Genomic DNA, 18,310 nt, shown 5'->3' with positions numbered 1-18,310 from the left:
ATTAAAAAGAAGGGAGAGGGGCGCATGCTGCAACATCCGGATCAATACCGTGATCTGCTGGTGCTCTTTTCTGTTATTATAGTGCTGCTTTCCTGTTTCTCCGCTCTGGACCTTGCTGAACGGCTGATCCGTGAGAAAAGAGGACCAAAATTTATCCTGATGCTGTCATGTTTTCTAGGTACAGGCATGTGGAGTATGCACTTTATCGGGATGCGGGCCATGCGGACGGATATGGCTATAGCCTATGATCTGCCGCTGCTGCTATTATCGCTGATCGTCCCGGTTGCAGCTTCGTATGCGCTTTTTTTGCTGTTCAGCAGTCCGTATACCCGCAGCCATTTCTTCTTGGCTTTCGGCGGGGTACTGTTCTGCGGCGGGCTTGTCATTATGCATTATTGCGGCATTCTGTCGATGAAATTTTATGGTGAGTATGAGCAGAATCTGCTCTCCATTCTGATATCTTTTGTCTTCGCCCTGATTGTTCCGGTTATTGCGTTTTCCTTCAAACCAAGCTGGATAACCGGCCCTTACAATATGTTTACGTTCAAAAAAGTGCTGCTAGTGCTTGTGCTCACCGCCTGTCTAAGCGGATCTCATTATGCTGCAATGTCCGGTGTATCCTTTGCAACTTCAAGAGCTTTTAATTATAACGGGACAGTTCCGCTGCTGCCTGATTCGCTCCTGGGCATATTGTTGGGCGGATTGTTCCTTTTTATTGTGACGCTGGTTCTGGTTCTGCTGTACAGAGACCGGCAGCGTGTGCTGTTCTCGGCAAGCTTTAATGAGCAGCGGTATACAGCTTTGTTTGAATCCAGTCCTGATATGGTGCTGTGCATCGATCCGGCCCGCAAAAAGATCATTATCACCAACCCCTCTCTCCAGCAGACGACCGGTTACCGCAAAGAAGAACTGGGCGATTATAAAAGTATTCTCTGCACTCCAAAGGATACAGCTATGCTAAAGGAAGCAGTAACAAGGGCGGCAGACGGGCACTCCTGCAAACTTGAGTTAGGCATCCGGTTGAAAGACGGCGGTACAATGATCTGCAGCGTCACGGTTTTTCCGCTTGTTCATGAGACCCAGAAGCTGATATACCTAGTTGCAGAGGATATCACTGCCTTTATTAAATTCCAGCAGCAGCTGATTGTGGCCAAGGAAGCGGCAGAGAGCGCGGACCGGATGAAAAGCGAATTTCTGACAACCATGAGCCATGAGATCCGCACACCGCTGAACGGGATTATCGGGATCAACCAGCTTCTTGCAGAGGATACTGTTAATCCGGAGCAGCAGGAACTCCTGAGGCTGCAGTACAACAGCAGTCAGGCGCTGCTCAGTGTAATCAATGATGTGCTTGACTTTTCCCGGCTGGAATCTGACGGTTTGAAGCTGCGCTGTGAAGCCTTCCCGCTGCAGGAGCTGCTCAAAGAATGTTCTGATCTGTTCCAGGCCACAGTTAAAGAGAAATCGCTCGGGATGAAGCTGCGGATTGCTGCAAATGTTCCGGAATTTGTGGAAGGTGACAGCCTGAGAATCCGCCAGATTCTGGTTAACCTGATCGGGAATGCGGTTAAATTTACTCCCGGCGGTGAAGTCTCTATTGAAGTGGGATACAACGGTTCCCCAGCCGGCCAAGGGGAGTATACATTCAGAATCAAAGATACCGGTATCGGCATTTCACCCGATAAGCTGCCGCTTCTGTTTCAGCCGTTTACCCAGCTGGATGCTGGGTATAACCGGAAATATCCCGGTACAGGCCTGGGACTGGCGATTTGCAGAAAGCTGGTCGGGCTGATGAACGGCCAGATCCGGATTGAGTCAGAACCTGGAAGAGGAACTGAGGTTATATTCACGCTTACACTCCAGTCGGCCGGGAAAGACTATAGCAGGGAAGCCATGGGGCAGCAGCTAAAAACGGAAGCCGTGTAAGCTCTTGTTTGCCAAAGTGAGAAGTTTAATTATATAATTTTAAATTATATGATTTATATTTATTGTCCCGCAGGACAGAAAGGAACTCTCACTTGGGCAAAAACAAACGTAAAAGCGCTGCTCTCCCCCAAAAGAGCAAAAATGAGGAACTTGTAGCGCGGATGGAACAGCAGAAGAAGAAAACATTGATAGTGATTGTTGCGACAATCGCATTGGTTGTCATTATTTTTGTGGGATTATTTATGCTGGCCGCAAGAGACTCATCAACAGGAACTTCAGCCGCACCGGTTGAATTCAACTACAGTGAAATGTCAAGACTTGGCAGTGAGAATGCACCTGTCAAAATCGTCGAATTTGGCGATTACAAATGTCCGGCTTGTGCCCAGTTCGCAGGTGTCATTAAGCCGCAGATTGTTCAGGAGTATGTAAATCAGGATAAAGCCGCTTTATATTTTGCAAACCTGGCCTTTATCGGAGATGATTCCAAAACCGCTGCCCTCGCAGCCTTGTCTGTCTATAATCAGAACAGCGATGCATTCTGGACCTACTATGATGCTCTTTATGCTAATCAGGGTGACGAGAACAAGGAATGGGCGACTGCAGACTTCCTGGTGGAGCTGGCGCAGAAAGAGAATCTGCCAATCGACTTCGATCTGCTCCGCAAAGACATTGAAGACAAAACCTATAATAGCCAGGTGGAGAGCGAGATTCAGCTAGCCTCGGCCTCCGGAGTATCTTCAACCCCGACTATATTTGTAAACGGGGTAATGGTGAACGAGCCGTTTAACATGGAAGCTATTGACGCCCAGATCCAGGCTGCTACTGAAGCAGCGGCTGCCGAGTGATGAGGTTTTCTGCCTTCTGCCGCCGCCATTGTCTGTATCTGGCCTGGTTTGTTTCCATTATTGCTGTTGCCGGCAGCCTGTACCTTAGTGAGGTGCTGAAATATGAGCCCTGCAAGCTGTGCTGGTTTCAGCGGATCTTCATGTACCCGCAGCTATTTTTGCTGGGAATTGCCACGTATCGCGGGGATAAAAAGATTATTCCGTACGTGTTACCTTTAAGTATCATTGGCGGAAGCATCTCTATATACCATTATGCCGAGCAGAAGATTCCTGCGCTGAGCAAGGTGCTTCCATGTACAGTTGGCGTTCCCTGCAATCAGGATTATATTAATCTTTTAGGCTTCATTACCATCCCTTTAATGGCACTTACAGCCTTCACCCTGATTACCGTTTTATTGTGGACAGGACGCAAGGATGCGGACGGGGAATAGGCAGCAGACAGGCGGAATTTAAAGCATAAAATTTTCCTGAATTTTTTGTCACAAATAACATCCAAAACACGATAAAACCATGAGACAGAGGGATAATGCAAGAGAATGAAAGCCCGACTTATCCCGGGTCCTGGAATCGCGTGTTTTGGATGTTTTTTCATTCCTTTTCATTTGTTTCACAGCTTTACTGGAAAAGCTTTGTAGACTATCATTAAGCCTTGTGAGAAGTTGAATACGCGCTGAATTTTCCGTAGGGAAATCGGGGGAACCATACTCGGCCGCAAGGCCGTCGGGGTGAATCGGAGACAGGCCGAAAAGGCTGTAACCGTAGGGCTTTCCACAGCCCGAATCCGCCAGCTAACCTCGTAAGCAAAGGTGGGATAATGACCATGCGCTAGGCATGCGGATCATTTCCGTATGCTTATTTTTGTGCCTGCATTTATGAAAATTCACCTATGAAAACGATGAAAACAGCGCACGGTATAACCGGTTCAACTAACAAAGAGAGGAACTGTTACAACAATGGTAAGCAAGGTAAAACGACTATTGATCGGACGTCCGATGAAGTCAGATGAACTCGATCATGAAAAGTTATCCAAGGTGAAAGCACTGGCTGTCCTGTCTTCTGATGCGCTCTCGTCTGTGGCCTACGGAACGGAACAAATTCTCCTGGTACTGGTGGCTGCAGGCTTCACTGCCATCTGGTACTCATTGCCAATCGCGCTTGCCGTATTGGGTCTGCTGGCCATACTCATTTTATCCTACCGGCAGACGATTTTTGCTTATCCGCAAGGCGGAGGGGCCTACATCGTAGCCAAAAGCAATCTGGGTGTTCCTACCGGCCTGTTAGCCGGCGGCTCTTTATTAGTAGATTATATACTTACTGTTGCGGTTAGCGCTTCGGCGGGTACGGACGCGATTACATCGGCTTTTCCAGGCTTGCATGATCATACGGTGCTTATTGCAGTTTCTGTTATTATATTGCTTACTATTGTCAATCTGCGCGGGGTTACGGAGTCTGCTTCTTTTATCGCAATCCCGGTATATTTGTTCGTCGGCTCGATCTTTTTCCTGATTGTTGCGGGTGTGTTTAAATACTTGACGGGGGGCGCCCATGCCAGTGTGCCTGAGATCGGCTCGGCGGTATCCAATGTCAGCCTGTTCCTGCTGCTAAAGGCGTTCAGCTCCGGCTGTTCGGCCTTGACCGGGGTAGAGGCAGTATCCAATGCCATTCCGAACTTTAAAGCTCCTGCTGAAAAAAATGCCGCCAAAACCCTGATGATGATGGGGCTTATTCTCGGCGTAATGTTCACAGGCATCACCCTGCTGGCTTACTGGTACGGTGTTACACCGGATGAAAAAGCCACAGTTGTTTCACAAATTGCCGAATCGACCTTCGGCCGCGGCGGTTTGTACTTCTTCATCCAAGGAATTACGGCTGTCATCCTGTTCCTGGCAGCAAATACTGCTTACTCGGCATTCCCGCTGCTGGCCTTCATGTTTGCCAAGGATAAATATTTGCCGCATGCCTTTATGGTCCGCGGAGACCGGCTGGGCTTTTCTAACGGGATTATTTTCCTCGGTGTGCTGTCGGCGGTGCTGGTGGCTGCTTTTCACGGAAATACAGAAGGTCTGATTCCGCTCTACGCTGTCGGTGTATTTATCCCGTTCACTTTATCGCAGCTGGGAATGATGGTGCACTGGTTCAAAACAAGACCAAAGGGCTGGCAGAACAAATTTGCGGTGAATACCGTTGGTATGCTGACTACGCTCACTATTACGCTGATCTTCATTATTACGAAATTCTCCAGCGTATGGATGGCGTTCATCTTCCTGCCGGTTGTTATGTTCGTGTTTCACCGGATTCACCGTCATTATCTCAACACGGCAGACCAGCTGCGGATTTGCCCGGCAACCGATAAGCCTTGTATTAAAGGAAGTACAGTAGTCGTGCCTGTTGCCGGTGTGACCCGTGCTGTACTGCATTCGATCAGCTATGCCAAGTCTTTGACGGATAATGTGGTAGCAGTATATGTAGGCTTTGATGAGGAAGAGATTCATAAAATGGAGCAGAAGTGGGAGGAGTGGAATCCTGGCGTGCGCCTGATTGTCCTGCGTTCCCGGTACCGGAGCATTATCCGTCCGCTCGTCAAGTTTATTGATACCGTCGAGTGGAAAACCGCTTCAACGGATCATATTACAGTGCTGATTCCGCAATTTATTACGAAGCACTGGTGGCAGGCCATTCTGCATAATCAGACCAGCCTGTTCATCCGTTCCTATCTGATGAATCAAAAGGATATCGTTGTAGCGACAGTACCTTACCATTTGCACAAATAGACAGGTGACATGAAGAAACAGCTGCTTCCGTTGATGACGGGGCGGCTTTTTTATGCACTCTTGTACAACTTTCATATATTTGCGATAATAATAATTGAGAACCAATATCAGTTGAATGATAAACAATTTCAATTGCCCTGGCACTGAAATTCATACATACCCAAAAATCACAACCATTATTAAGGAGTGGAGATAATGTCAGAACGTTTGAACACGGAACAGCTAAGTATCGGGTACGCGGAAGCAACGATTGTCAAAGGGTTGAACCTGTCGCTGCCTACAGGGAAAATTACAGCGCTGGTTGGAGCTAACGGCTCCGGTAAGTCTACGATTCTGAAAACAATGGCCCGGATTATGAAGCCCAAGAGCGGAAGCGTAATGCTGGACGGGAAGTCCATTCATACCCTGTCGACCAAAGAGGTGGCCCGCCAGCTGGCGATCCTGCCGCAGAATCCGACGGCTCCGGACGGACTGACGGTGTCCGAGCTGGTCAGTTACGGACGGTATCCGCATCAGAAGGGCTTCGGCACAATGACGCCGGAAGACCGCGAAATTATCGCGAATGCGATCACGGTAACCGGCATGGATGAATTCCATGACCGCCCGATTGACCGTCTCTCCGGCGGTCAGCGCCAGCGCGCCTGGATTGCGATGGCACTGGCTCAGCAGACGGATATTCTGTTCCTGGACGAGCCGACTACGTTCCTTGATATGGCACACCAGCTGGAAGTGCTGCAGCTGCTGCAGAAGCTGAACCAGGAGGAAGGCCGCACGATCATTATGGTCGTGCATGACTTGAACCATGCTTCCCGTTATGCGCAGCATATGGTGGCCATCAAAGCAGGCACAGTCATCAGCCAAGGGGCTCCTGCTGAGGTTATGACACCGGATGTGCTCCGCAAAGTATTCGGCATTGAGTGCGATATCGTGGCCGATCCGCGTACCGGCGTGCCGCTGTGCCTGCCGTATGAGCTGGCGGCTTATAAGGCTGCAGGATTGTAAAACAAACAACAAGTGGCACGCATACAGAGGAGGAAATGGAATGAATGATGCACAACAGCAACAGATACAGGATTTCAGCAGTACATTTGATCTGCACCACGGTATTCCGGAAGGGGCAGTGCACTCTTTTAATGTTGCAGAGATGACGGATGAAGCGGGAATGAGAGCCTTTGTCGAGTGTTACAGGCCGCTTATCAAAGGACTGGATGACAAGGTGGCTGCAACCTATTTTGCCGGTGCTTTTGGTAATGTGGCCCTTGCGGTCCAATATGCTCTTTCTGTCTATTCTGCCAGTCCTGGTATCAGTCTGTCCGACTTGTCTGTGCACCTCATTCCATCTAATGGATATTGGCGTGTAGTCTTCTCCCTGGACGAATGGTCATTCACTCCGGCTCCTGCAGACGCCAAGCTGCGGACAGACTGGCGCAATGAACAGCTGACGCAGTTCTACCGGGATTCGGCTGCTCCGCTGATGTCCATGCTATCGCATGTCACAGGCCTTGCCGGAAGCGAAATCTGGGGCCAGCTGCCCACTAAGTTCAACTATTATCTGGAGGTTTTTACCTCCCGAGATCTTCCTGCAGGCCTGCCGGAAACTTTGCAGGAAGATTACCGGTATCTTCGCGAAGAAATGCCGGCAGAGGTGTTCGGCTTGAAGAGAAATCCGTTCCATGTCCAGGTGCGCAAGATCGAATCGCTGGCTGAGCCCGGTAAGACCGTGAATATGCGTAACCGCTGCTGCCTTTATTACCGCACTGAAGGCGGAAGCTATTGCTACACCTGTCCGCGGATGAAAGAGGATGAGCGGGCGGTGCGCCGGCTAGAATTCCGCAATACGGCCTCTGCCGGGCAGGCGTAGATCATATTTTGCAAAATTGCCGCATAAACTTCGATAGCACAGCATCAGCCGCAGGCTCCCGTCATTGACAAGGGAGCCTGTTCGTTGTTACAGTTGGGGATGCCATTAATCAGGCTGATAACGTGATTATGTATTGATTTATAAAGGAGCATGAACATGAATATAAGCCAAATTGAACAGGATTTGCAGCAGCTTCTTCCGGACGGAACGGTAAGAAGCCGGGAACTGCTGAAGACTTATGTATTTACGCAAATCGGCGGTATAGCCGACATTCTGGCTGTACCAGCAAGCTATGAGGAAATACAGAGTGTTGTTACATATGCCAGCAAGAATAACATTCCTTTAACCGTGCTGGGCAACGGTTCTAATGTCATTATCCGCGACGGCGGAATCCGCGGGATTGTGCTGTATACTTCGGTTTTGGATAAGATGACTATAGAGAACGGGCTGCTGATTGCCCAGTGCGGCGCCAAAATTATCGATACCTCGGCCTATGCGCTGGAGCAGGAGCTGACGGGCCTGGAATTTGCCTGCGGCATCCCGGGAACAGTAGGCGGCGCGCTTTATATGAACGCCGGTGCGTACGGCGGCGAGGTTAAGGATGTGCTGCACAGTGCGCTGGCCGTTAACAAGGCCGGAGAGCTCGTTACACTGCGGGGCGAAGAGCTGCAGTTTGGTTACCGGCACAGTATTTTTGCCGGCGGAGATTATATTGTGCTGGAGGCGCGCTTTGCCCTGCAGCCGGGAGATCCTGCGGCCATCAAAGCGAAAATGGATGAGCTGACCTATCTGCGGGAATCGAAGCAGCCGCTTGAATATCCTTCCTGCGGCAGTGTATTCAAGCGTCCGCCGGGCCGGTTCGCCGGGCAGCTGATTCAGGAAAGCGGGCTGCAGGGCGTAAGAATCGGCGGGGCAGAGGTGTCCCGCAAACATGCGGGCTTTATCGTAAACGCGGATAATGCTACGGCCAACGACTACATTGGACTAATCCATCATGTCCGCGCTGCGGTCAAGGATAAGTTCGGGGTAGATCTGGAGACGGAAGTCCGGATTATCGGGGAAGATTGAAGAGGAGGCCGCAGCATACAGCTGTGGCCTCCTTTTTTTGTCTAAATACAAATAGCGAACATGTTATTATCATGAACCCTTCTGTATTAAGATTCACCGATAGTAATGGTATACCGGGCCCGGTCTGTCTGCAGCTCTGCTTGGTCCGCTTCTGCCGAATGGATCTGCAGGCCGCTGACGGCAATTTCATAGCTTGGTTGCGGCAGGGGTACAAGCTCGCCGTCTGCATTTAACGTGTGACCCGTGCCTCTAAGAATCAGCGCATCTTCGAGATAATCGTCAATGACATCCTCGGAGCTCCGGTAATCCACACTCTCCAGGCTGAAGTGTACCGTGTCCACATCCTCCAGCTCATGCTTTTTAATGACAATCGTTTTATCCGCCTCTGAGGCTAACCACTCTTTTAGCTGCTGCACGGCTTGTTCCATAAGCTGATCCCATCCTTAATATAGCAGTTTATATTTTAAGTTACCCTTTTATGTGTAATTGAATCCATCCTTTATAACCTGGTCTGCAGTATTTGTCACGGGTGTTTGCGCAGCGCTTTTGAAGTGTACAATATGGTTATGCGTATAGAACGCAATTCCTGGTGACAAAAGAAGGTGACGTTAGTGTGGAATGCTCTTTTATGGGGAGCAGTATCGGGTTCGGCCGTACTGATTGGTGCGCTGGCGGCACTGTTTCTGCGGATTCCCGCCAAGTTGATCGGCTTCATTATGGCATTCGGAACAGGGGTGCTGATTGGAGCTGCCGCCTATGAGCTGCTGGATGATTCCGCAAATGACGGCGGACTGGCTCCGACCATTATCGGGTTTATTGCCGGTGCCCTGGTGTTTACCCTGTTTGACTGGTACATCTCCCGCAAAGGGGGATCAGGAAGGAAGCGTTCGGTCCGTTCGGAGAAAAACGCAAAGCCGCAAAGCGGAAGCGGTCTGGCGATATTCGCCGGAACCGTGCTGGATGCCATACCTGAGTCGATCATGATCGGGGCTAGCCTGATTGCCGGTAAGGGAGTGAGCCTGCTGCTGGTGATCGCCATTTTCCTCAGCAATATTCCGGAGGGGCTGTCCAGTACGGCCGGACTCAAGCAGGACGGTTACAGCAAAAGCAAAGTGATAATGCTCTGGCTCGGCGTACTGGTTATTTCAACAGCAGCTTCAGGAGCAGGCTATGCGTTTATGGATCATGCCAATGATTATACGACAGCGCTGATTGCCTCTTTTGCCGGAGGAGGTATTATTGCCATGGTTTCTTCCACCATGATGCCCGAAGCCTATGAGGATAGTGGACCGCTGACCGGACTGGCTGCCGCGCTGGGAATGCTGTGCTCGCTGGTTCTGGATCATCTGTAAGGCCCGCTTGCCAGGAGACTGCAAAACATGGTATAGTTCAAGGCGCTAACAAGCATAAGAAGAATTCTGTGCACCAGCGCAGGAGAGGTTCGCAAACTCCCTCTATAAAAAACTATTTAGTAGAGCCAGGTTTTCGAAATCTCGTTCTTCTTTCCTATTTCCGGCAGCAAGCCGGGGGAAAAGAGAGGGGTTTTTTGTCATGTCAGAAGGCAGACTGAAAGAGGAAATGCCAGAGGTAACCCTGCTGGGTAACCAGGGAACCAAGTATAATTTCGGATACGATCCGGAGGTGCTGGAATCATTCGATAATAAGCATCCCGGCCGCGATTATTTTGTCAAATTCAATTGTCCGGAGTTCACCAGCCTGTGTCCGGTAACCGGGCAGCCGGATTTCGGCGTGATGTACATCTCGTACATTCCCGATATCAAAATGGTGGAATCCAAGTCACTTAAGCTGTACCTGTTCAGCTTCCGCAATCATGGCGATTTTCATGAGGACTGTGTCAACATTATTATGAATGATCTGATCTCCCTGATGAATCCGCGTTATATCGAAGTGTGGGGCAAGTTTACACCGCGCGGCGGCATTTCCATTGATCCTTACTGCAACTGGGGGCGTCCGGGAACCAAGTATGAGGCGATGGCCGGACACCGGCTGATGAATCATGACCTGTATCCTGAAAAAGTGGACAACCGGTAGACGGAAGGCATGGGAGGAGAGAGGAATCGTATGAATAAAAAAGCACTCGTCGTATTCAGCGGCGGACAAGACAGCACAACCTGCCTCGCATGGGCATTACAGCATTTCGATGAGGTTCAGGTTGTTACGTTTAACTATAACCAGCGGCATGCGGCGGAGATTGAGGTAGCGAAGAAGATTGCTGCTGCGTTCGGCGTGAAACAGCATATTCTGGATCTGGGCCTGCTTAATCAGCTGGCGCCAAACGCGCTTACCCGGGATGATATTGCAATTGAAGCGGGGGAAGACGGGGAGCTGCCGAGCACATTCGTGGACGGGCGTAACCTGCTGTTCCTGTCGTTTGCCGCCATTATGGCGAAGCAGCTGGGCTATGCCAATATTATCACCGGCGTGTGCCAGACCGACTTCAGCGGTTATCCTGACTGCCGGGATGTGTTTGTAAAATCACTGAATGTGACGCTTAACCTGTCGATGGATTATGAGTTCGTTATTCACACCCCGCTAATGTGGCTCGATAAAAAAGAAACCTGGAAGCTCGCCGATGAACTCGGCCAGTTCGATTATGTCCGTGAGCATACGCTGACCTGCTATAACGGTATTATCGGCAGCGGCTGCGGCACTTGTCCGGCTTGTCTGCTGCGCCAGCGCGGGCTGGACCAGTATGTGGCAGAGCGGAAGGCGGTGCTGTAATGCTGGGGGAAGTAACGGTCTGTAAAATATTTACCTTTGACTCGGCGCATCAGCTGATCGGCCACAAAGGAAAATGCAGTAATCTGCACGGGCATACGTACAAGCTGGAGGTTATGCTTAAAGGCAAGCCGCTGACAGAAGCCGGCCACTCCGATGAAGGGTTTGTGATTGATTTCAGTGATATCAAAGCGACCGTACAGCAGCAGCTGGTGGACCGGCTGGATCATGCTTTTCTGGCGATGGGCAACGAGCCTGTCCTGGAAACCTTGAAACAGACAGGTTCCAAAGTAGCTCTGCTCGGCTTCCGTACCACTGTAGAGAACATGTCTGCGTACATTGCCTACTGGCTGAAGCTGGCGGATCTGCCTTTGTATTCGGTAAAGCTGTGGGAGACACCAACCTCCTGGGCGGAAGTTCTGGCTGCAGACCTCCCGGATGACGGTCCGGCCTACCGGATGCATGGAGGCTGTGACTGTGAGTAAAATTCCGGTAATTGAAATGTTCGGTCCGACCATTCAGGGTGAAGGTGCCGTTATTGGCGTGAAGACGATGTTCGTCCGCACCTACGGCTGTGATTACCGCTGCAGCTGGTGTGACTCCGCCTTTACCTGGGACGGATCAGCCAAGGATATTGTGCGGATGCTGGAGCCTGAGGAGATTATGAACGAGCTGCTTGCCCTTGCCGGCAATAACTTTGATTCCGTGACGATCTCCGGCGGCAACCCGGCCCTGCTAGGAGACAGCATGGGGCAGTTTGTTGATCTCCTGCATGAGCGCGGCATTCAGGCTGCGATCGAGACCCAGGGCAGCCGCTGGCAGGACTGGTTTTATGAGATCGATGCATTAACGATCAGCCCTAAACCGCCAAGCTCCGGCATGAAGACAGACTGGGCAGTACTGGACGGCATTCTGGAGAAGCTGAAGGTGCCGGGCAAAGGGGCACACAGCCTGAAGGTTGTGGTCTTCAATGAAGAAGATTATGCCTATGCCAAAATGGTGCACCAGCGTTATCCGGGAGTTCAGCTGTACCTGCAGCCCGGGAATGATAATGTTACAGAGCCGGGGGATATTTCCGGACGCCTGCTTGGACGGCTGGAATGGCTGTTCAATCTGGTGATTGCCGATCCGGACATGAACCGGGTGCGGGTGCTGCCGCAGCTGCACGCACTGATCTGGCATAACAAGCGGGGAAAATAGCTGCATGGACTTACGTGGCGTCTTACACCATCTGATGATGGCGTAAGACGCCTCTTTTTGCTGATCTTTTAAACAATAAACATGTTAAGATAGATAGTGGGAGTATTGGGATAATCTGAATTTTCAGCCTTTGAGCCTGCTGCTGACTGACATTTACAGCATATGCCTGAAGATATGGCTGATGTACCGTTTGTAGTCCTTTAGAGATTCTTTAGGCACCTCTCTTACAGCATCAGCAAGATAATAAGCATCATTAAACGGATTCGCTGGTTATTCACTATTAAACGAAATCAGGATTATTTTTAACAGGGAGGAATTTAGAAATGACTAAAGCACTGCTAATTATTGATGTTCAGGAAGCAATGTTCTCTTATCCAGGAATGAGTCTCTATGACGGGGAGCAAGTAATGGACCGGATTGTTTCCCTGCTTGGGAAGGCCCGCTCGGCCGGAGCACCTGTAGTATATATCCAGCATACGGAAGACGAAGAATATACCAAAGGGCTCCCTACCTGGGAGATCAGCAGCCGGATCACGCCGCAGGAAGGCGAAATCATTGTGGAAAAGCCGACCTGGGATGCGTTTCACCGTACTGTGCTGCATGAAGAGCTTCAGCGGCAAGGGATAACAGAGCTTGTTATCTGCGGGATGCAGACTGAATTCTGTGTTGATACAACCTGCCGGCGTGCTTACAGCATGGGCTACAGCAATACACTGGTACAGGATGCGAACAGTACCTTTGATAACGGAAATTGGAGCGGGGAAGAGATTGTACGGCATCATAATGGGTTACTCGGGGGGAGATTCGCCAAGCTGCGCCATGCAGACGAGATTACCTTCCCTTGAGCCGGGCCAAAGCGGCAATGAAGCCCGTCCGCCGTTCCAGATTGAGGTTGTTTGCCGGAAAACGGTATTTCACCTGTAAAAGATACCTGCAGTGGCTGACGCGCTCCGGCAAAAGGGCCAAGACCTTCAGCAGCGATACGCTCACGTATTCAGCCGCAGGTCACGCAACCCCTTTGCTGCGGAAGCTGCGTAATGTAGACATGCAGCTGCAGTACAATAAAATCACCAATCTGACGATTGCTGTCCGCAGGCTGGACGGGCTGCTGATCCGTCCGGGCGAAACCTTTTCCTATTGGCGGAGTATCGGCAAGCCGACCCGCCGTAAAGGCTATCTGGACGGGATGGTGTTATTCTATGGCGGTTTCCGCACCGGCACAGGCGGCGGATTGTGCCAGCTGTCGAATCTGATCTACTGGATGGCGCTGCACACCCCGCTGACCGTGACAGAGCGGCACCGCCACAGCTATGACGTATTTCCGGACGAACGGCGCACCCAGCCGTTTGGCAGCGGTGCTACCTGCGCATATAACTACCTTGACCTCCAGCTGACGAATCATACGGAGCAGACCTATCAGCTGAAGCTGAACCTTGACGATACATTTTTGCACGGGGAATGGCGGTGTGATAGTGAGCCGCTGTACAACTATGAAGTGTATGAGGCGGATCATGTCATCAGTCTGGAACCATGGGGCGGATATGTCCGCAGCAACAAGATCCGGCGCAGAATGCTGACCCGCAGCGGAGAACTGGCCGGGGATGAGCCTGTAGCGGAAAATCATGCCCTGATGATGTATTCCCCGCTGCTGTATCCGCCAGCCGGAGCGGATGGAATATCGCAATAACGCGTACAAACTTTCGGCTGAGGGGATAATCCGGAGGAATTTGGGGTTATAACATAATAGGTTTGTTATTACTCTACTTTCAAAGGAGTGGTTCTCATCATGAGAGCTGTTACGTACCAAGGGAAGAAGAAAGTGGAAGTCAAAGATGTCGCCGATGCCAGGCTGGAGAAAAAGGACGATATCATCATCCGTGTAACCTCAACGGCTATCTGCGGTTCTGACCTGCATATTTATAACGGTGAAATTCCGGGCATGCATGATGATTATGTAATCGGACATGAGCCGATGGGGATCGTCGAAGAAGTGGGACCTGATGTAACCAGGGTTAAAAAAGGCGACCGGGTCATCATTCCGTTTAATGTTGCTTGCGGACACTGTTATTTCTGCCAGCATGAGATGGAGAGCCAGTGCGATCATGCGAATGATGCCAAGGATACCGGCGGTATGCTCGGTTATTCCGATTCGTACGGCGGATTTGCGGGAGGACAGGCAGAGCTGCTGCGGGTGCCGTACGGTAACTTCGGACCGTTTGTGGTTCCTGAGGATGCGGAGATGGAGGATGAAAAGCTGCTTTTCCTGTCTGACATTGTACCAACTGCCTGGTGGGGCGTTGAGCATGCCGGTGTTAAACCCGGAGATACAGTTATCGTGCTCGGCTGCGGTCCGGTCGGGCTGCTGACCCAGAAATTCGCCTGGATGAAGGGCGCTGCCCGGGTCATTGCCGTCGATCATGTGCAGTACCGGCTGAATCATGCCAAACTGACCAATAATGTGGAAATATTCAATTTTGAAGAGATCAAAGACTTTGAATCGCATATGAAGGAGATTACACGCGGGGGAGCAGATGTCGTTATCGACTGTGTCGGCCTGGATGCCAAGAAGACTGTAGTGGAAAAGGTGGAGACGGCGCTGATGCTCCAGGGCGGGGCGCTTGGCGCATTCCGGATTGCCTCGGAGGTTGTCCGCAAGTTCGGCACCATCCAGCTTATCGGCGTATATGGCCTGAACTACAACATGTTCCCGCTGGGGCATCTGTTTGAGCGTAATATTACCCTCAAGATGGGTCAGGCTCCGGTCATCCATTACATGCCGCAGCTTTATCAGATGATCAAGGAGAAGAAATTCGATCCTACTGACATTATCACCCATAAGCTGCCGATCAGCAGAGCGGAGCATGCCTACAAGATATTTGGCGAGAAGGAAGAGGATTGCATCAAGGTTATACTGAAGCCGTAACAGCCAGAATGGATAAGGACAGCCCGCTTGGTATTTCCGGCGGGTTTTTTGGTTGACTGAAAGGGCAACCAGGATATAAGCTCTAATATAGCCTTAAATTTTGTCGTAAGACCTGAAAGGACGCTGCTCTGTGAATGTTAAAAAACCCCCGGTTCCGGTCCCGCTGCTCATGCTGATCGGAATTGTGGCCATCTCGTTCTCCTCTATCTTTATTAAATGGTCCTCAGCCCCGGCTTCCATACAGGGAATGTACCGCCTGCTCTTCACTTCGCTGCTGATGCTGCCCTTTGCCCGGCCTTATAGCGGAGCTGCCTTTGCACTTAAAAGGAAAGACTGGCTGCTGCTCGGTTTCTCCGGCGTTATGCTGGCCCTGCACTTTCTACTGTGGATGGGCTCTCTGAAATATACGTCTGTAGCCAGCTCGACCATGATTATGGCACTGGAGCCGGTGTTCATAATGATCGGTTCTTATATTTTATATAAGGAAAAAAGCACTATGTCCGCGATTCTTGGCCTCATTATTGCGATATTTGGAACAGTGTTCATTGGCTGGGGGGACATCGGGCTGTCAGCCGACAATTTAAAAGGCGATCTGCTGTCGATTGGCGGAACGGCCGCTGTCTCCGTACATATGATGGTTGGCCAGCGCCTGGTGTCCCGTATGCCGTCGTACCTGTACAGCCTGATTGTTTTTATTGCAGCTGCTATTGTGTTTGCTGTTTACAATCTGCTAACCGGTATTCCTTTCTTTGATTATCCCGCCAAGGAGTGGGGCATCTTCGTGCTTCTGGCCATTGTGCCTACCGTATTCGGCCATATCCTGTTTAACTGGCTGATGCAGTACGTATCGGCTACAACAGTCTCGATGAATATCCTCGGAGAACCGGTGGGAGCCAGCATTCTGGCCTTTCTGCTGCTTGGGGAGAAGCTGAACGGTCTGCAGTGGGCCGGAGGAATTCTTGTCATGGGCGGACTGGCTGTCTATTTGTATGCCGGACGCAAAAAAACGATGCAGCCGGCAGAAACGCTGCCAACGGCACTTTGAAATGAACAAACGAGTATTTAACCAGAAAAGGAGTATTTAATAGAATGAATGATCAGGAATTACATCAGCAAACGCAGCATCAGCCGGCGGCTCCTTCAAGTGAGGAAACCTGGAACGAGGATACCTATGCCGCATGGACAAGCCGTTTCGGGACACCTGCTGAAGCAGCTGCGAAGCTGGCCAAAGATCCGCAGGCCAAATTGTTTCCGCTCAATGCTTACCTGGGTGAGGTTGCCGGCAAAAAAATAATGAATCTGATGGGCTCTAACGGAATGAAGGCAGTAGCGCTTGGCCTGCTTGGAGCAGAGGTGAGTGTAGCCGATTTCTCCGAGGCAAATGCCAGATATGCAGCTGAGCTGGCAGAAGCAGCCGGAGTAAAGCTGAACTATATCGTGTCCGATGTTCTGAAGCTGCCGGAAGACGTACTTAACAGTTCATACGACATTGTTTTTGCCGAGATGGGAATTGTCCATTATTTCACCGAGCTTGCGCCCTTTATGGACACGGTTAACAGTCTGCTTGCACCTGGTGGGCGGTTTGTACTGCGTGATTTCCATCCCGTTACAACCAAGCTGATTTCCTCAAAGGGTTCTACCGCCAAGGTGCGCAAGCACAAGGTAGACGGCGATTATTTCGATACATCGCTGGAGGAAAAGAAGGTATCCTATTCCAAATACCTCCCGTCTGCAGGACATGAGCCTGGAAGCGAAGTGAAACAAAGTGTCGTATATTGGCGCCGCTGGACACTTGGCGAGCTGGTAACAGCGGCTGCGCGCAGCGGACTGGTTATCTGCGAGCTGGCTGAGGAACCGAACCTGTCCTCGGATGTCTACGATAAGGGCATCCCTAAGACCTTTACCCTGATTGCCGAAAAAAATAGAGTTTAATAAAAACGGAATGAGCCTACAGGACTTGCAAAGTGCTGTAGGCTCATTCCGTTTTTATTGTTCGTAAGATTAATGGTATTAATTAATATTTTTTAATGTTGTTAATTATCCTCCAGAGACATACCTGCAGCCATATCAATAAAAGCCTGCTGCAGCGGCGATGGTGTATGATCCTTGCGCCAGGCGAAGGCAAAGCGGGCTGCAGCCGGGGCAATACCGGGAAGCGGTGCATACCGCAGGCTGCCCATAGCAAGCTCTGAGCGTATACCGGCCAGAGAAAACACGCCTACCGTCCCGCCCTCCATAATCATCCTTTTGTAAGCTTCCGGGTTGTTTATAACTGCATGATTCCAGAGGCGCACGGCGTTGGCTTGGGCCCAGCTGTCAGCAGCATTGGCCAGATAGGAGGCCTGTTCATGCTGTATCCACGGTTCAAGCGCTACCAGCTCCGGTGTCAGCTGCGGCTCCTGGGCGAAGGAATGGTCATGAGCAAAAATGAGCACCGTTTCATCCCCGGCAAGATCCAGTGTCTGAAAGGACTCATCCTCATCCTTCGTCATATGCAGCACCGCCAGCGGAATGTCCCGGCTGCGCAGCCGCTCCCTGACCGTAATATCGTTATGAACGCCAAGCGCGGCATCAATACCCGGATGGAGATTAATGAATTGGGACAGTACTTTTGGCAAAGTATATGTACCAGGAATATAAGAAGCTTCCAGCTCCAGATTTCCGGAAGTGAGTGACGAAAATTGTTTGACACTGCGCTCGGCTTCAACAGCAAGTGACACAATCCGCACGGCATATTGATACAGAGCCCGGCCGGCCTCCGTCAGAAGGACACGCCCGCTGCGGTACTGAAACAGCGAGGTTCCCAGCTCATTTTCAAGACTCTTCATATGAAAGGAAACGGTAGGCTGCTTCAGGCCCATCTCGGCGGCGACATCGGTAACCTTTTTATATTTTTCAATCAGAACAACAATTTGCAGTTTCGTAATATTCATGATTTCCTCCGGCTGAATGGTGTTCAAATGTTACTTTATCTCTC

General features: G+C 50.7%; 19 protein-coding genes and 2 riboswitches. Of the genes, 17 read left to right on the top strand and 2 right to left on the bottom strand.

Annotated elements, in window-relative coordinates; genetic code table 11:
• Nucleotides 1–24 precede the first annotated feature (24 nt).
• From NST84_RS16040 to murB, 7 genes are all read left to right on the top strand, one after another.
• Nucleotides 25–1,926 (top strand): ATP-binding protein, encoded by a 1,902-nt coding sequence (locus tag NST84_RS16040; RefSeq protein ID WP_342561185.1) that lies wholly within the window; start codon nucleotides 25–27, stop codon nucleotides 1,924–1,926.
• A gap of 92 nt (nucleotides 1,927–2,018) precedes the next feature.
• A complete protein-coding gene (locus tag NST84_RS16035) occupies nucleotides 2,019–2,771 on the top strand; it encodes a thioredoxin domain-containing protein (RefSeq protein WP_342561184.1) in 753 nt (250 codons plus the stop codon).
• Nucleotides 2,771–3,202, top strand: a complete 432-nt coding sequence (locus NST84_RS16030; protein ID WP_342561183.1) for a disulfide oxidoreductase — start codon at nucleotides 2,771–2,773, stop codon at nucleotides 3,200–3,202. The genes NST84_RS16035 and NST84_RS16030 overlap by 1 nt, the downstream gene beginning before the upstream one ends.
• 227 nt (nucleotides 3,203–3,429) lie before the next feature.
• Nucleotides 3,430–3,589: riboswitch (cyclic di-AMP (ydaO/yuaA leader) on the top strand.
• 135 nt (nucleotides 3,590–3,724) lie between these two features.
• Entirely contained in the window at nucleotides 3,725–5,542 is a 1,818-nt protein-coding gene (locus NST84_RS16025; protein WP_342561182.1) for an APC family permease, read from the top strand.
• A 195-nt stretch (nucleotides 5,543–5,737) separates the two neighbouring features.
• Complete coding sequence (locus tag NST84_RS16020; RefSeq protein ID WP_342561181.1) at nucleotides 5,738–6,544, top strand: ABC transporter ATP-binding protein; 807 nt, start codon at nucleotides 5,738–5,740, stop codon at nucleotides 6,542–6,544.
• 40 nt (nucleotides 6,545–6,584) lie between these two features.
• Complete coding sequence (locus NST84_RS16015) at nucleotides 6,585–7,403, top strand: (2Fe-2S)-binding protein (RefSeq protein ID WP_342561180.1); 819 nt, start codon at nucleotides 6,585–6,587, stop codon at nucleotides 7,401–7,403.
• Between the two features lie 156 nt (nucleotides 7,404–7,559).
• Entirely contained in the window at nucleotides 7,560–8,471 is a 912-nt protein-coding gene (gene murB, locus NST84_RS16010; RefSeq protein ID WP_342561179.1) for a UDP-N-acetylmuramate dehydrogenase, read from the top strand.
• Between the two features lie 86 nt (nucleotides 8,472–8,557).
• Here murB and NST84_RS16005 read toward each other — a convergent pair whose 3' ends face one another.
• Nucleotides 8,558–8,899, bottom strand: a complete 342-nt coding sequence (locus NST84_RS16005) for a hypothetical protein (RefSeq protein WP_342561178.1) — start codon at nucleotides 8,897–8,899, stop codon at nucleotides 8,558–8,560.
• A 183-nt stretch (nucleotides 8,900–9,082) separates the two neighbouring features.
• Between NST84_RS16005 and NST84_RS16000 the strand changes: the two genes are divergently transcribed.
• The 10 genes from NST84_RS16000 to NST84_RS15955 all read left to right on the top strand — a co-directional run bounded on the left by NST84_RS16000 (nucleotide 9,083) and on the right by NST84_RS15955 (nucleotide 17,265).
• The gene (locus NST84_RS16000; RefSeq protein WP_342561177.1) at nucleotides 9,083–9,823 is read left to right on the top strand and encodes a ZIP family metal transporter; all 741 of its coding nucleotides are present in this window, start codon (nucleotides 9,083–9,085) and stop codon (nucleotides 9,821–9,823) included.
• 78 nt (nucleotides 9,824–9,901) lie between these two features.
• Nucleotides 9,902–9,945, top strand: a riboswitch (PreQ1 riboswitch).
• Between the two features lie 77 nt (nucleotides 9,946–10,022).
• Nucleotides 10,023–10,523: a preQ(1) synthase gene (gene queF, locus NST84_RS15995; protein WP_342561176.1), complete on the top strand. Its 501-nt coding sequence runs from the start codon at nucleotides 10,023–10,025 to the stop codon at nucleotides 10,521–10,523.
• A 30-nt stretch (nucleotides 10,524–10,553) separates the two neighbouring features.
• Nucleotides 10,554–11,213 carry a 7-cyano-7-deazaguanine synthase QueC gene (queC, locus tag NST84_RS15990; protein ID WP_342561175.1) on the top strand — a complete coding sequence of 220 codons (660 nt, stop codon included), beginning with the start codon at nucleotides 10,554–10,556 and terminating at the stop codon, nucleotides 11,211–11,213.
• Nucleotides 11,213–11,695 carry a 6-carboxytetrahydropterin synthase gene (locus tag NST84_RS15985; protein ID WP_342561174.1) on the top strand — a complete coding sequence of 161 codons (483 nt, stop codon included), beginning with the start codon at nucleotides 11,213–11,215 and terminating at the stop codon, nucleotides 11,693–11,695. The genes queC and NST84_RS15985 overlap by 1 nt, the downstream gene beginning before the upstream one ends.
• Nucleotides 11,688–12,410, top strand: a complete 723-nt coding sequence (gene queE, locus NST84_RS15980) for a 7-carboxy-7-deazaguanine synthase QueE (RefSeq protein ID WP_342561173.1) — start codon at nucleotides 11,688–11,690, stop codon at nucleotides 12,408–12,410. The genes NST84_RS15985 and queE overlap by 8 nt, the downstream gene beginning before the upstream one ends.
• Before the next feature lie 323 nt (nucleotides 12,411–12,733).
• Nucleotides 12,734–13,255 (top strand): cysteine hydrolase family protein, encoded by a 522-nt coding sequence (locus NST84_RS15975; RefSeq protein ID WP_342561172.1) that lies wholly within the window; start codon nucleotides 12,734–12,736, stop codon nucleotides 13,253–13,255.
• A gap of 17 nt (nucleotides 13,256–13,272) precedes the next feature.
• Nucleotides 13,273–14,097: a VanW family protein gene (locus tag NST84_RS15970; RefSeq protein WP_342566453.1), complete on the top strand. Its 825-nt coding sequence runs from the start codon at nucleotides 13,273–13,275 to the stop codon at nucleotides 14,095–14,097.
• 99 nt (nucleotides 14,098–14,196) lie between these two features.
• Entirely contained in the window at nucleotides 14,197–15,333 is a 1,137-nt protein-coding gene (locus NST84_RS15965) for a zinc-dependent alcohol dehydrogenase (RefSeq protein WP_342561171.1), read from the top strand.
• A 130-nt stretch (nucleotides 15,334–15,463) separates the two neighbouring features.
• Entirely contained in the window at nucleotides 15,464–16,378 is a 915-nt protein-coding gene (locus tag NST84_RS15960) for a DMT family transporter (RefSeq protein WP_342561170.1), read from the top strand.
• A gap of 44 nt (nucleotides 16,379–16,422) precedes the next feature.
• Entirely contained in the window at nucleotides 16,423–17,265 is an 843-nt protein-coding gene (locus NST84_RS15955) for a class I SAM-dependent methyltransferase (RefSeq protein WP_342561169.1), read from the top strand.
• A 101-nt stretch (nucleotides 17,266–17,366) separates the two neighbouring features.
• Here NST84_RS15955 and NST84_RS15950 read toward each other — a convergent pair whose 3' ends face one another.
• Nucleotides 17,367–18,266, bottom strand: coding sequence for a LysR family transcriptional regulator (locus NST84_RS15950; RefSeq protein WP_342561168.1), 900 nt, complete (start codon nucleotides 18,264–18,266; stop codon nucleotides 17,367–17,369).
• Between the last annotated feature and the right edge of the window lie 44 nt (nucleotides 18,267–18,310).

Origin of the sequence: Paenibacillus sp. FSL R7-0345 (assembly GCF_038595055.1) — a bacterium.
Taxonomy (GTDB): Bacteria; Bacillota; Bacilli; order Paenibacillales; family Paenibacillaceae; genus Paenibacillus_AQ.
The sequence above is the reverse complement of the archived record's forward strand: the minus strand, read 5'-3'. Positions and strand labels throughout refer to the sequence as shown.

Excerpts from the sequence above, each read along its gene's own strand:
- NST84_RS16030 (WP_342561183.1), top strand. The coding sequence starts at position 2,771 with ATGAGGTTTTCTGCCTTCTGCCGCCGCCATTGTCTGTATCTGGCCTGG.
- NST84_RS16005 (WP_342561178.1), bottom strand. The coding sequence starts at position 8,899 with ATGGAACAAGCCGTGCAGCAGCTAAAAGAGTGGTTAGCCTCAGAGGCG.
- NST84_RS16020 (WP_342561181.1), top strand. The coding sequence starts at position 5,738 with ATGTCAGAACGTTTGAACACGGAACAGCTAAGTATCGGGTACGCGGAA.
- NST84_RS15965 (WP_342561171.1), top strand. The coding sequence starts at position 14,197 with ATGAGAGCTGTTACGTACCAAGGGAAGAAGAAAGTGGAAGTCAAAGAT.
- queF (WP_342561176.1), top strand. The coding sequence starts at position 10,023 with ATGTCAGAAGGCAGACTGAAAGAGGAAATGCCAGAGGTAACCCTGCTG.
- NST84_RS16015 (WP_342561180.1), top strand. The coding sequence starts at position 6,585 with ATGAATGATGCACAACAGCAACAGATACAGGATTTCAGCAGTACATTT.
- queC (WP_342561175.1), top strand. The coding sequence starts at position 10,554 with ATGAATAAAAAAGCACTCGTCGTATTCAGCGGCGGACAAGACAGCACA.
- murB (WP_342561179.1), top strand. The coding sequence starts at position 7,560 with ATGAATATAAGCCAAATTGAACAGGATTTGCAGCAGCTTCTTCCGGAC.
- NST84_RS15950 (WP_342561168.1), bottom strand. The coding sequence starts at position 18,266 with ATGAATATTACGAAACTGCAAATTGTTGTTCTGATTGAAAAATATAAA.
- NST84_RS15975 (WP_342561172.1), top strand. The coding sequence starts at position 12,734 with ATGACTAAAGCACTGCTAATTATTGATGTTCAGGAAGCAATGTTCTCT.
- NST84_RS16040 (WP_342561185.1), top strand. The coding sequence starts at position 25 with ATGCTGCAACATCCGGATCAATACCGTGATCTGCTGGTGCTCTTTTCT.
- NST84_RS15985 (WP_342561174.1), top strand. The coding sequence starts at position 11,213 with ATGCTGGGGGAAGTAACGGTCTGTAAAATATTTACCTTTGACTCGGCG.
- NST84_RS15970 (WP_342566453.1), top strand. The coding sequence starts at position 13,273 with ATGAAGCCCGTCCGCCGTTCCAGATTGAGGTTGTTTGCCGGAAAACGG.
- NST84_RS16025 (WP_342561182.1), top strand. The coding sequence starts at position 3,725 with ATGGTAAGCAAGGTAAAACGACTATTGATCGGACGTCCGATGAAGTCA.
- NST84_RS15955 (WP_342561169.1), top strand. The coding sequence starts at position 16,423 with ATGAATGATCAGGAATTACATCAGCAAACGCAGCATCAGCCGGCGGCT.